Raw genomic sequence first — 12,732 nt, forward strand, 5'->3', positions numbered from 1 at the left:
GCAGACAGGCTCAATGTAGGAACGAACACCCTGATGGTGGCAATTTACTGCGGCGGGCTGCTCGCCTAGTCCGAGCAGTGGCAGCTTTGGGCTTCGATACGGAACAAGAGACTGCTGGCCCGACCAGCAGGAAATTGAGATGATTGTGGCAAACCTACATGTTTTCGGCGGATTTTTACTTTTGAGGGTACCAACAGGGTATGTGTGGTGCATCATGCCCCTTAATTAAATGATTTACATAGATATTTATCGGTCAATCTGGTCGCTGTACCACCACCCAGATTCGCGGGAAACCGCATGGAAAAGCCCCTTGACGACAGTCGAGAGCCTTTTCCTTTTCCCCTTCCCTTATTGGCGCGATCGTTCGCCACCGCGCTTTTCCCCATCGCTTCTTCGCATTTACGGCACCCACCCCGGCAATTCCGCTGCCTGCCGTATCCACTCCCCTACCCGTTCCTCGTCAATCCCGTCGGCTTCGTAAATATCGAGATATCGCGTATCCGGGTCCTTCGATTCGCGCGGCGGCAGCGGGCGCAGCGACGATCCCTTGAAAAACGCCACCTTCACGTAGCGCGTGAAGCAATGGAAGCTAAGGAACCAGCCCCTGCCCTCGACGCCATAGAACGGCGAATTCCATTTCACCGCCTTGCGGACGTCGGGCACGGTTCTGACGATCAGTGTGTCCAACTGGCGCCCGACCTCCCGCTTCCAGTCCGGCATGGCGGCGATGTAGGCCTGCACGGGCGCATCGCCGTCGCCCTTCGGGATCTGCGGGTTGCCGCCCGAGAGCAGGACCGGTTTCCCGTCGGCGACCGACTTTGCGGCCGGTTTTGCCGGGGATTTTCTGCCCGGCTTCGCAGGTGTCTTGCTCGTTGCCATCGTCTTCGCTCCCAACGTCACAGGGTCGGCCGGTCCAGGACAGGCTGCGCGGTCCGCCACGGAATCGAACCGATGCTATGTCGAACGCCGGCCGCCAACAACCCATCCACGCCGGCTGACCGATCCGGGGGAAGCGCAATACCCCACCAATCGGGAATAGCAGACGCCGCGGCCAGCCACTAGGATTGCCGCGCCCCGGTGCAACACCGGGGCGCCACCCCAATAGAAAAACAAAGACAACCCTTCGAGAAATCCATGAATAAAACCCTGCTGATTGCTTCCATGGCACTGGCCCTCGCCGCTTGCGGTGGTGGCGGTGGAGACGACGACGGCCCGGCGCCGCAACCGACGACCTCCCCTGCCGAGGGCCTGTACACGGGCAAGACCTCGGCGAACCAGGACATCGCCGGCCTGGTGCTCGACGATGGCACCTACTACGTGATCTACACCTCGTTGGCGCCGATCTCGCTCGGCGTGATCCAGGGCAAGCTGAGTGCCGCCAATGGCAACTTCTCGTCGAACGACGGCAAGGACTTCAGCGTGACGTCGCGCGGGATCTTCGATGTCGCCATCAACGGCACCTACGCGACCAAGGGCAATCTGAATGGCACGGTGCGTTATCCGACCACGGGCCAGACCGCGACCTTCACCAGCACCTACGACAAGAACTACGAACTGACGCCGTCGCTGGCAACGCTGGCCGGCACCTACAGCGGCACCTCGGTCATTCCCGAGGGAGGCGAATCGGCGACGATCACCGTCGCCGGTTCGGGCACGATCAGCGGCGCGGGCGCATCCGGCTGCCGGATCGAAGGCGTCGCCAAGCCGCGCGCACGTGGCAACGCTTACGACATCACCGTGACGTTCGGTCCGTCGCCGTGCGCCCGTCCGGGGCAGAAAATGAGCGGCGTCGCGTATTACAGCGCGGAGGATCGCAGCCTGATCGCTGCGGGCACGACCGCGGACCGGTCGGCGGGCGTTTTGTTTGTCGGCACGCGATAACGTGAGTGGGAGCCATGCCGTCGCCGAAAGTCTCGCGGCATGGCGTAACCCGGTTGCCGCTGACCTCGCGAAGGCAGCCGTTAAACATTGTGTCGCCGCTTTTTGAGTGTCGGCTGAGATTTCCGATAGCCGGATTGAGGCCGTGCCGCCACACTGGCCAACGTTTCAGACCTCAACCAAAACGAGGCCATCGTGACCAGATCCGGCTATCTACCTTCCGCGCAGATCCTGCGTGTCAATGCAATGCTCCGCGACACCTCGTATCGATCGAGCCGCGTGTCCGCAGCGCTCCTGCCCTTCATAAACATGATCCGCGCCATGACCGAGCACGATATCAATCGCAGCTTTGAACTGGCGCAAGCCATGCTCGAAAGTTATCCACCATCCGGCGCGCCAGCCGAATAGAACGCTGTCGCACAGAGAATAGGGCCGCCGCAGCGCCGCGCACGGCCTTGTGCGTTACGCCCCCGCAGTTGCCGGCGCGCCCGTTGCAACCTTCCCCGTCACCTCATCAATCGCCCCAATCACCTCCGGCACATCCGGCACCACGCCCTCATTGCCGATCGACACCGCCCGGCCCGGTTCGGAAATACCGAAGTGCTCGCGTGAGGTCGCGGTGAACAGCATCACCGAGGGCTTGCCCAGCGCATGGGCGAGGTGGACGAAGCCGGTGTCGGTGCCGATGACCAGGTCCGCGGCGGCGACGCGCTGCGCGCATTCGGTGATCGTCATCCTGGGCAGTACCTCGGCGTCCGGGATGCCGCGCGCCAGCACTTCGGATTGCTCCCTTTCCGCCGGCGAGCCCCAGGGCAGTTGCACGCGATAGCCACGGGCATTCAGTTCCCGGCCGACCGCGATCCAGCGTTCGGGCGGCCATTTCTTGATCTCGAGCGACGTCGCATGGAACAGCATCGCGCGGGGCACGCCGTCGGTATTGAGCGGCGCGGCCGGGGCCGGAATGCGCAGTTCGTAGTGCTCCTTGGGGTCGAGCTCGTAGCCGAGCGCCTTGGCGGCGACCAGGCGCATCTTGTGACGGGCGGTGGCATCGCCATGCGGCGCGAAGATGTCCGTGTAGAACATCTCGGCGCGGGCTTCGCCCAGGTGTTTGGCGGCGTAGCCGAAGCGGCGGCGCGTGCGGGCCAGCCAGCCGACGATGGCGCTCTTGTAGACGCCGTGCACGTCGAGGACCACGTCGTATTTCTCGCGCCGCAGTTCGCGCACGGCGGCCAGGATCGCCCGCAGGTCCTTCCATTGCTTCGACTTCTTGTAGCCGCGCAGCGGGGGCGCGATCACGCGGTCGACGCCGACGGTCCAGCGCGGAATATCGGCGCAGGAGGCATCGGCGACCCAGTCGATCTTGGCCTCCGGGTAGGCATGCCGCAGATCCCAGATCAGCGGCAGCGTGTGTGCCATATCGCCGAGGGAGGTGATCTTGATAACCAGGATGCGCTTCATGGGTGCAGGAACGGGCCTTTGCCGCGGGGCTGAGTTTTTGCGAAGGCCGTAGTATGCACCAGAGGCTGGGGGATCGACGTTTCCGGAGGTAACGGGAGCGCTGGCCGCAGGCGTGCGGCGGTTGCCCTCTCCCCCGGCCCCTCTCCCGCAAGCGGGAGAGGGGAGAAACCAAGCTCATCAGAGCTTCACCGCACCCTGCCCTCCTTCCAGGCCTGCAGCAGCTTCTCGTAGGCGATGGTCTCGCCCTTCGGCTTCTCGTTGGCCAGCTTCTTCCACGGCGCGTGCTCGTCCGACAGCCACTTGGCCGGATCGCCCTTGGCATTGAGCTTGGGCGCGCAGGTCGCCATGCCGGCGCGCTGCAGCCGCGCCATCACCTGGTCCATCTCCTCGGCCAGGCTGTCCATCGCGGCCTGCGGGGTCTTCTCGCCGGTCACCGCGGTGGCCACGTTCTTCCACCACAGCTGCGCGAGCTTCGGATAGTCGGGCACATTGGTGCCGGTCGGCGTCCACGCGACGCGCGCCGGGCTGCGGTAGAACTCGATCAGCCCGCCGTACTTGGCCGCGTTCTTGGTCAGATACTCGTGATTGATGTCGCTGTCGCGGATGAACGTCAGCCCGGTCAGCGACTTCTTCAGCGACACGGTCTTCGACGTCACGAACTGCGCGTAGAGCCACGCGCCCGCCAGCCGGTTCGGATCGGTCTTCTTGAAGAAGGTCCACGAGCCGACGTCCTGATAGCCGTTCTGCATGCCCTGCTTCCAGTACGGGCCATACGGCGACGGCGCCATGCGCCATTTCGGCGAGCCGTCGGGGTTGACCACCGGCAATCCCTTCTTGGTCATGTCCGCGGTGAACGCGGTGTACCAGAAGATCTGCTGCGCGACCTGTCCTTGCGCGGGCACCGGTCCCGCTTCGGAGAAGGTCATGCCCATGGCCTGCGGCGGCGCGTACTTCTTCATCCAGTCGACGTACTTGGTCAGCGCGTAGACCGCCGCCGGGCTGTTGGTGGCGCCGCCGCGCGAGACCGAGGCGCCGACCGGCGTGCACTTGTCCGCCGCCACGCGGATACCCCATTCGTCGACCGGCATGCCGTTGGGCAGCCCCTTGTCCGCGGTGCCGGCCATCGACAGCCAGGCATCGGTGAAGCGCCAGCCCAGCGACGGGTCCTTCTTGCCATAGTCCATATGGCCATAGACCTTCTTGCCGTCGATCTCCTTGACGTCGTTGGTGAAGAAGTTGGCGATGTCCTCGTAGGCGGACCAGTTGGTCGGCACGCCGAGGTCGTAGCCGTACTTGGCCTTGAATTTCTCCTGCAGGTCCTTGCGCGCGAACCAGTCGGCGCGGAACCAGTAGAGGTTGGCGAACTGCTGGTCGGGCAGCTGATACAACTTGCCGTCGGGCGCGGTGGTGAACTTGGTGCCGATGAAGTCCTTGATGTCGAGATCCGGATTGGTCCATTCCTTGCCGGCGCCGTTCATGTAGTCGGTCAGCGGCAGGATCGCGCCATAGCGATAGTGCGTGCCGATCAGGTCCGAATCGGAGATCCAGCCGTCGTAGATCGACTTGCCCGACTGCATCGAGGTCTGCAGCTTCTCGACCACGTCGCCTTCCTGGATCAGGTCGTGATTGACCTTGATGCCGGTGATTTCCTCGAAGGCGCGCGCCAGTGTCTTGGCCTCGTACTCGTGCGTGGTGATGGTCTCGGACACCACGTTGACCTGCGTCACGCCCTTGGCCTTGAGCTTGGCGGCCGCCTCGATAAACCACTTCATCTCGGCCAGCTGCTTGTCCTTGGCCAGCGAGGACGGCTGGAACTCGTTGTCGATCCACTTCTTCGCCTCGGCCTCTCCTGCCCAGGCGGCGTGGCCGCAGGCGAGCGCGGCGGCCACCGCCACCAGCTTCACCGCCAGCCTTGCCTGTTGCTTCAGCGCTGTCATCGATGTCTCCTCGAATGGTCCTTCCCGATAGCGTTGCGGGTCGCGGCCGGGGAAGGATTGAGCCGCGCTACCTGTCAATCAAACGGATTCGAACGCACCTCTGAACCAAAGCCAAACAGCCGCAAAAAAAGCCGCCCAACCATCAGCCCTTGCGCATGACCAGCGCCAGCACCGCCATCGACAACAGGAAGCTGATCCACACCGACGGCTCCTCCTGCAGCGAGAACCAGGCCATCATCGCCTCGCCCAGGCCGACCCAGGCGAGGTTGATCCACGCGGCGCACATCAGGCCGATAAACAGCCGGTCGCCGCGCGTGGTGGCGATCGGCAGCCAGCCCTTGCGCAGGCGCGTCGGCGAGCGCAGCTCCCAGATCGTCATGCCGATCAGCATCAGCACCACGCAGATGAAGAACACCGCGACCGGCGTGGTCCATACCATCCAGCCGAACATGGCCGTCGTTTCCATCGCCACCCCCGCTCAGACGCGGCCCATCGCGAAGCCCTTCGCGATGTAGTGCCGCACGAACCAGATCACGATGCCGCCGGGCACGATCGTCAGCACGCCTGCCGCGGCCAGCACGCCCCAGTCCATGCCGGAGGCCGACACCGTGCGCGTCATCGTTGCCACGATCGGCTTGGCATCGACCGAGGTCAGCGTGCGCGCGAGCAGCAGCTCGACCCAGCTGAACATGAAGCAGAAGAACGCCGCGACGCCGACGCCGGCCTTGATCAGCGGCAGGAAGATCGTCAGGAAAAAGCGCGGGAACGAATAGCCGTCGACATAGGCGGTCTCGTCGATCTCGCGCGGCACGCCCGACATGAAGCCCTCCAGGATCCACACCGCGAGCGGCACGTTGAACACCAGGTGCGCGAGCGCGACGCCCAGGTGCGTGTCCATCAGCCCGACGCTGGTATAGAGCTGGAAGAACGGCAGCAGGAATACCGCCGGTGGCGTCATCCGGTTGGTCAGCAGCCAGAAGAACACATGCTTGTCGCCGATGAACTGGTAGCGCGAGAACGCATACGCCGCGGGCAGCGCCACGGTCACCGAAATCACGGTGTTCAGCGCGACATAGATCAGCGAATTGATGTAGCCCGAATACCAGGACGAGTCGGTGAAGATCGTGCGGTAGTGCTCCAGCGTGAATTGCGCCGGCCACAGCGACAGCGTCGACAGGATCTCGTCGTTGGTCTTGAACGACATGTTGAGCATCCAGTAGATCGGCAGGATCGCGAACACCAGATAGACCAGCAGAAAGGCGGCGCGCCACCAGCCGCCGCGCGAGGCCGGGTCATGCATGGGGAACCTCCTCGGCGACGGTGCCGGCGCGCTGCATCCAGTTGTAGAGCACGAAACACAGCAGCAGGATGATCAGGAAATAGACGATCGAGAACGCCGCGGCCGGGCCCAGATCGAACTGCCCCACCGCCTTCTGCGTCAGGTATTGCGACAGGAAGGTGGTGGCGTTGCCGGGCCCGCCGCCGGTCAGCACGAAGGGCTCGGTATAGATCATGAAGCTGTCCATGAAGCGCAGCAGCACGGCGATCATCAGCACGCCGCGCAGCTTGGGCAGCTGGATATGGCGAAACACCGCCCAGCGGGAGGCGCCGTCGATCTGCGCGGCCTGGTAGTAGGCATCGGGAATCGCGCGCAGGCCGGCGTAGCACAGCAGCCCGACCAGCGGCGTCCAGTGCCAGACGTCCATCACCAGCACCGTCAGCCACGCGTCGAGCGCATTGCCGGTGTAGTTGTAGTCGAAGCCGAGCCCGGCCAGCGCGGCGCCAAGCAGGCCGATGTCGGTGCGGCCGAAGATCTGCCAGATGGTGCCGACCACATTCCACGGAATCAGCAGCGACAGCGCGACGATCACCAGCACCGCCGACGCCTTCCAGCCGCGCGCCGGCATCGACAGCGCCAGCAGGATGCCGAGCGGAATCTCGACCAGCAGCACCGCCAGCGAGAAGCCGAGCTGCCGCAGCAGCGCATCGTGCAGCTCGCCGTCGCGCAGCACCGCGCGGAACCATTCGGTGCCGACGAACACGCGGCGCTCGGGCGAGATGATGTCCTGCACCGAGTAATTGACGATCGTCATCAGCGGCAGGATCGCCGAGAACGCGACGCAGATCACCACCGGCAGCACCAGCAGCCACGCCTTCTGGTTGATCGGCTTCATCGGACCAGCTCCTCGTCGACGTAATAGCAGGTATGGCGGTGAAACACCGAGAACCACGCGGTGTCGCCGGGGCGCAGCGCGGCGGCTTCGTCGCCCAGCCGCGCGCGCAGCAGCGAGGCCGTGTCGGTGCCATCGCCGCCCTGCTGCTGCAGCCGCGCCGCGGCGATCCAGTAGGTGCCGATATCCTGCGCGCGTTCGATCGCCGCGGGCACCGCCTGCTCGTCGTCGGGGCGCGCGAGCCGCAGATATTCGGGCCGCACGCCGATCTTGAACGTGCCGGCGGCCTGCAGCCGCTGCGCGATGGCGTCGTCCGTCGGCGGCGCATAGCGTCGTCCGGCCAGCTCGATCCAGCCGTCCCGCCAGCGCGCCGACAGAAAGTTCATGCCGGGCGAACCGATGAAATGGCCCACGAACGTATGGGCGGGCCGCTCGAACAAGGCATCGGCGGTACCGACCTGCACCGCCTTGCCCCGCGACATCACCACCACCTGGTCGGCAAAGGTCAGCGCCTCGGTCTGGTCGTGCGTGACATAGATCAGCGTCAGATGGAATTCGCGGTGGATTTCCTTGAGCTTGCGCCGCAGCTGCCATTTCAGGTGGGGGTCGATCACCGTCAACGGTTCGTCGAACAGGATGGCGGCGACATCGTGGCGCACCAGGCCGCGCCCCAGCGAGATCTTCTGCTTGGCATCGGCCGACAGGCCGCTGGCCTGGCGATCGAGCACGGCGGACAGGTCCAGCATCTCGGCCACCTGCCCGACCCGTTCGCGCACCTGGGCCTGCGGCACACCGCGGTTGCGCAGCGGAAAGGCCAGGTTCTGGCCGACCGTCATGGTGTCGTAGATCACCGGGAACTGGAATACCTGGGCGATATTGCGCGCCTGCGGCGATTCGCCGGTGACATCGCGGCCGTCGAACGACACGGTGCCCTGCGACGGCCGCAGCAGTCCCGAGATGCAGTTCAGCAGCGTGGTCTTGCCGCAGCCCGACGGTCCCAGCAGCGCGTAGGCGCCGCCGTCGTCGAAGGTGAAGCGCAGCGGCAGCAGCGCATAGTCGTCGTCGCTGCGCGGATTGGGACCGTAGGCATGGGCCAGGTCCAGATCGATACGGGCCATGGCCTCAGTTCCCCAGCCCGTTGGCGGGCCGCAGATGCGCGCGACGCGGCGCGCGAATGCATCGCCCCTGCGCATCGAACAGATAGAGCTGGGACGGATCGAGCCGCAGCGTCACCGTCTCGCCCAGCGCCAGGTCCAGCACGCCGGGCACCTGCGCGACCAGATTGCCGACCGCGGTGTCGACGTGCACGAAGGTATCGGAGCCCGACAACTCGGCCAGCGCGACGCGGCCCGGCAGCGGCACGCCTTCGCGCGCACGCGGCACGCCGACGGCCAGTTCGTCGTGCCGGTCGGACACGCCATCAAGCCACAGCGTGCCGGCACGCACGCCGACGGTCACCGGGCCGGCGTAGCCTTGCAGGGCATCGCCGGCACCGCCCAGCTGCGCGCCGTCATCCGGGCGCAGCGCTACCTCGATGCCGTCGGGCAGGTGCACGGCGGCGTCGCGCCACTCGCCGGCGATCAGGTTCATCGGCGGATCGCTGAAGGCGCGCGCCACGCGCAGCGAATCGGGATAGTGGAAGACCTCGGCCGTCGGCCCGTATTGCAGCAGCTCGCCGGCATCGAGCACCGCGGTATGGCCGCCGAGCAGCAGCGCCTCGCCGGGCTCCGTGGTTGCGTAGATCACGGTGGCGTCGCCCTGCGCGAACAGCTGGGCCAGTTCCTCGCGCAGTTCCTCGCGCAGCTTGTAGTCGAGGTTGACCAGCGGCTCGTCCAGCAGCATCAGCGGTGCGCCCTTGGCCAGCGCCCGTGCCAGCGCGACGCGCTGCTGCTGGCCGCCGGACAGTTCGGCGGGATGGCGCTCGAGCAGATGTTCGATATGCAGGCGCGCCGCCAGCGTGCGAACGTGCCGGTCGATATCGGCTGCACCGCGCAGCCGCAGCGGCGAGGCGATATTGTCGAACGCGGTCAGCGACGGGTAATTGATGAACTGCTGGTAGACCATCGACACATTGCGCTGGCGTACCGGCATGCCGGTCACGTCGGCGTCGTCGACCAGCACGCGGCCGGCGCTGGGGCGGTCCAGCCCAGCCATGACGCGCATCAGCGACGTCTTGCCCGCCTGGGTCGCCCCGAGCAGGATCGTCACCGCGCCAGGCACCGGCGCCAGCGACATCGGATAGAGGTGGACCTGCGAACCTGCCTGCTGCGCGATGCCTTCCAGTCTGAGCTGCATCCGGTCTCCGTCAGGGTTCTTGCCCTGCGCGCGGCATGGTTGGGCCCGAAGACAGGTCGCGGGATCAGCGGACACAGGGCGGGACGCAAAGGAACACCGGCGCGCATCGATTGCTTGCTTGCTCGTTTTAGTAAAGAAGCGAACAAAAAACAATAGTGCAATGCATCATTTGTTTTCGTTTTTGTTTGAACTAGAATCCCGGCATGACGCTCAATCCCCGCCAGACCGCTCTTCTGGAAGAAGTCCGCAGCCAGGGTTTCGCTTCCATCGAAGAGCTAGCACGCAAGTTCGGCGTGACCCTGCAAACGGTCCGGCGCGACGTCAATCTGCTGGCGGAGAACGGCATGCTGGCGCGCTTTCACGGCGGCGTGCGGATGGACGGCTCGACCACCGAGAACATCGCCTATCGCCAGCGCCAGCTGCTCAATGCCGAAGGCAAGGCGCGCATTGCGCGCGCGGTGGCCGCCGCGGTGCCCGAGGGGTGCTCGCTGATCATGAACATCGGCACCACGGTCGAGGAAATCGCCCGGGCGCTGATGCATCACCGCGGCCTGCGCGTGATCACCAACAATCTGCACGTGGCCAACATCCTGGCCGACAACCAGGACTGCGAGGTCATCGTCGCCGGCGGCGTGCTGCGATCGCGCGACCGCGGCATCATCGGCGAGGCCACGGTCGAGTTCATCCGCCAGTTCAAGGTCGATATCGGGCTGATCGGCATCTCGGGCATCGAGGCCGACGGCACGCTGCGCGATTTCGATTTCCGCGAGGTCAAGGTGGCTCGCACGATCATCGAGCATTCGCGCGAGGTGTGGCTGGCGGCCGATGCGACCAAATTCAACCGGCAGGCGATGGTCGAGCTGGCGCACCTGTCGCAGATCGACCGGCTCTTCACCGACGAGCCCCTGCGGGCGCCGTTCGAGCAGATCGTTGCGGACAGCGGGGTGAAATGTGTGGTGGCGGGGGAATAAGGCTCGGAGCTGCCCTCTCCCCTGCCCCTCTCCCGCAGGCGGGAGAGGGGAAAGCGGTGTGCGCGTGCTGCCGAGCGTCTCAACGTCCGCTGCGAGCGCAAGAATGGCAGTCGGTTCGCGCGTGCCGGCGGTGTTCTCCCCTCTCCCGCTCGCGGGAGAGGGGCGGGGGAGAGGGCAACCGCGCTCGTTACTTGAACACGACCGTCTTGTGCCCGTTCAGCAGGATCCGATGTTCCGCATGCCACTTGACGGCACGTGCCAGCGCCACGCATTCGACATCGCGGCCAACGGCGGTCAGCTGGTCCGGATCCATGCTGTGGTCGACGCGCTCGATTTCCTGCTCGATGATCGGGCCTTCGTCGAGATCGGCGGTCACGTAGTGGGCCGTCGCGCCGATCAGCTTGACGCCGCGATCGTGCGCCTGGTAGTAGGGCTTGGCGCCCTTGAAGCTGGGCAGGAAGGAATGGTGGATATTGATCGCGCGGCCCTCGAGCTTGCGGCACAGGTCGTTCGACAGCACCTGCATGTAGCGCGCGAGCACGACCAGGTCGATCTTCTGGTCCTGCACCACTTCGAAGACCTTCGCCTCCTGCGCGGCCTTCTGCTCGGCCGACGCGTTCATCAGCGGCAGATGGAAGAACGGAATGTCGTAGGACGCGGCCAGCTGGTAGAAATCGCGGTGGTTCGACACGATCGCGGCGATCTCGACCGGCAACTGCCCGCTCTTGGCGCGGAACAGCAGATCGTTCAGGCAATGGCCGATGCGCGACACCATGATCATCACGCGCGGCTTGATCGCGGCATCGAACAGCTCCCATTGCATCGAGAACTGCTCGCCGACCGGCGCGAACGCGCTCTTGAGCGTGCCGAGCTCCGGGCCGCCCGGGGCCGCGGTGAAATGCACGCGCATGAAAAAGCGACCGGTGTACTCGTCACCGTACTGGTCCGAATCGACGATATTGCAGCCGTGCTGGAACAACAGTCCCGAAACGGCGTGCACGATGCCCGGCTGATCGGGGCACGAAATGGTCAGAATAAAGCCTGGATTGCTCATCGTTGGTGTTCTCTGGAGGGGGCGCGCCGGGCGGGCCGGCCGCCGTGCCGAGGCATCGCGCTAGTCGGCGACACCGGGTACGGGCGGCGCCCAGCCGCGCCGGTGCAGCGCAGAGAGCGTCACCAGCGTGGCATCGAGCGTCATCGCGCCATCCGCCATGATAGCAAGGGCGGCCTCCGGCCCCACCCGCCGGTGCTCGGCGACCTCGCCGTCGCGGTTGTGCGGCACGAAGTCGGCGGGCAGTTCCAGGTCGTACGGATAGACCATTTCCCACTGCACGCCCTCCTCGATTTCGCGCAGCACCTCGACCGCGCCGTGGGCCTGCGCCTGGGCCGCAAGCCATGGCGGAATGCCCGATTCCTCGTCGCATTCGCGCACCAGCGTGGCCAGCGGATCGCTGCCGTGCGGCATGCCGCCGGCGACCAGGTTGTCCCACATGCCGGGGTCGACCGCCTTGCTCTCGCTTCGCCGCGCGATCCACAGCGCGCGCTGCCCCGCCACGATGCCGTTCATGTGCGAGGCAAAGGTCAGCAGGCCGAGGTAGCGCGCGGCGGCGCGTTCGATCGTCGCGAAGGCCGGATGCGTCAGCGCCGGCGTGACGGCGAACGCTTCATCGCGCCAGCCGCGCAGCAGATTGTGCGCGGCCAGACGGCGGGCCAGCGTGGCCAGCGCGGCGCTGCGGGCGTCGAAGTCGTGCACGTCGGGCAACAGCACGACCGAGCCCTCGCGTTCCGGCCCGAGCACGGCGAAGTCGATGCCCTCGCCTCCTTCCAGTTCGCGCAGCGTGTGCGCGTGGCGGCGCGGCAGCCAGCCAACCTGCAGGTCCTCGATGATCAGCCGCAGATGCTGCGCCGGGTGGAAACGCGAGCGCGCGGCGAGGTTGGCGGCGATGCGGTGAGCAAGGTCCTGGGAATTGGATATCGAATTGGACATCGACATATTGGCGCCCCGACACGGGCGTCCCTGTA

Annotated in this window: 13 protein-coding genes; 3 read left to right on the forward strand and 10 right to left on the reverse strand. The window is 65.6% G+C overall.

Annotated features, from left to right (window positions below):
* Positions 1–399: 399 nt before the first annotated feature.
* On the reverse strand, positions 400–879 hold the full coding sequence (locus J5T34_RS10045) for a DUF1801 domain-containing protein (RefSeq protein WP_208579620.1): 480 nt from the start codon (positions 877–879) through the stop codon (positions 400–402).
* Positions 880–1,134: 255 nt separating this feature from the next.
* Here J5T34_RS10045 and J5T34_RS10050 point away from each other — a divergent pair, with 255 nt between their 5' ends.
* Together J5T34_RS10050 and J5T34_RS10055 are read left to right on the forward strand one after the other, a co-directional pair.
* Positions 1,135–1,881, forward strand: a complete 747-nt coding sequence (locus tag J5T34_RS10050; RefSeq protein WP_208579621.1) for a hypothetical protein — start codon at positions 1,135–1,137, stop codon at positions 1,879–1,881.
* A 192-nt stretch (positions 1,882–2,073) separates the two neighbouring features.
* A complete protein-coding gene (locus tag J5T34_RS10055; RefSeq protein ID WP_208579622.1) occupies positions 2,074–2,286 on the forward strand; it encodes a hypothetical protein in 213 nt (70 codons plus the stop codon).
* A gap of 54 nt (positions 2,287–2,340) precedes the next feature.
* On the opposite strand, the gene waaC is transcribed toward J5T34_RS10055, so the two are convergent.
* From waaC to J5T34_RS10090, 7 genes are all read right to left on the reverse strand, one after another.
* Positions 2,341–3,336 (reverse strand): lipopolysaccharide heptosyltransferase I, encoded by a 996-nt coding sequence (gene waaC / locus J5T34_RS10060; protein ID WP_208579623.1) that lies wholly within the window; start codon positions 3,334–3,336, stop codon positions 2,341–2,343.
* A gap of 185 nt (positions 3,337–3,521) precedes the next feature.
* On the reverse strand, positions 3,522–5,273 hold the full coding sequence (locus J5T34_RS10065) for an ABC transporter substrate-binding protein (protein WP_244258805.1): 1,752 nt from the start codon (positions 5,271–5,273) through the stop codon (positions 3,522–3,524).
* A 142-nt stretch (positions 5,274–5,415) separates the two neighbouring features.
* Entirely contained in the window at positions 5,416–5,724 is a 309-nt protein-coding gene (locus tag J5T34_RS10070; RefSeq protein ID WP_208579624.1) for a DUF2160 domain-containing protein, read from the reverse strand.
* Between the two features lie 27 nt (positions 5,725–5,751).
* Complete coding sequence (locus tag J5T34_RS10075; RefSeq protein ID WP_006576490.1) at positions 5,752–6,573, reverse strand: carbohydrate ABC transporter permease; 822 nt, start codon at positions 6,571–6,573, stop codon at positions 5,752–5,754.
* Complete coding sequence (locus tag J5T34_RS10080) at positions 6,566–7,447, reverse strand: carbohydrate ABC transporter permease (protein WP_174107147.1); 882 nt, start codon at positions 7,445–7,447, stop codon at positions 6,566–6,568. Before J5T34_RS10080 ends, J5T34_RS10075 begins: the two co-directional genes overlap by 8 nt.
* Positions 7,444–8,562 (reverse strand): ABC transporter ATP-binding protein, encoded by a 1,119-nt coding sequence (locus tag J5T34_RS10085; protein ID WP_208579625.1) that lies wholly within the window; start codon positions 8,560–8,562, stop codon positions 7,444–7,446. The genes J5T34_RS10080 and J5T34_RS10085 overlap by 4 nt, the downstream gene beginning before the upstream one ends.
* 4 nt (positions 8,563–8,566) lie before the next feature.
* Positions 8,567–9,739: an ABC transporter ATP-binding protein gene (locus tag J5T34_RS10090; RefSeq protein WP_208579626.1), complete on the reverse strand. Its 1,173-nt coding sequence runs from the start codon at positions 9,737–9,739 to the stop codon at positions 8,567–8,569.
* 203 nt (positions 9,740–9,942) lie between these two features.
* Between J5T34_RS10090 and J5T34_RS10095 the strand changes: the two genes are divergently transcribed.
* Complete coding sequence (locus J5T34_RS10095) at positions 9,943–10,710, forward strand: DeoR/GlpR family DNA-binding transcription regulator (protein WP_208579627.1); 768 nt, start codon at positions 9,943–9,945, stop codon at positions 10,708–10,710.
* A 187-nt stretch (positions 10,711–10,897) separates the two neighbouring features.
* Here J5T34_RS10095 and purU read toward each other — a convergent pair whose 3' ends face one another.
* Both purU and J5T34_RS10105 read right to left on the reverse strand, forming a co-directional pair.
* Positions 10,898–11,764: a formyltetrahydrofolate deformylase gene (purU, locus tag J5T34_RS10100; RefSeq protein WP_149319792.1), complete on the reverse strand. Its 867-nt coding sequence runs from the start codon at positions 11,762–11,764 to the stop codon at positions 10,898–10,900.
* A 60-nt stretch (positions 11,765–11,824) separates the two neighbouring features.
* Positions 11,825–12,697, reverse strand: a complete 873-nt coding sequence (locus tag J5T34_RS10105) for an NUDIX hydrolase (protein ID WP_208579628.1) — start codon at positions 12,695–12,697, stop codon at positions 11,825–11,827.
* Positions 12,698–12,732 lie beyond the last annotated feature (35 nt).

The sequence above is a fragment of the Cupriavidus gilardii genome (assembly GCF_017598945.1).
GTDB lineage: Bacteria > Pseudomonadota > Gammaproteobacteria > Burkholderiales > Burkholderiaceae > Cupriavidus > Cupriavidus gilardii_E.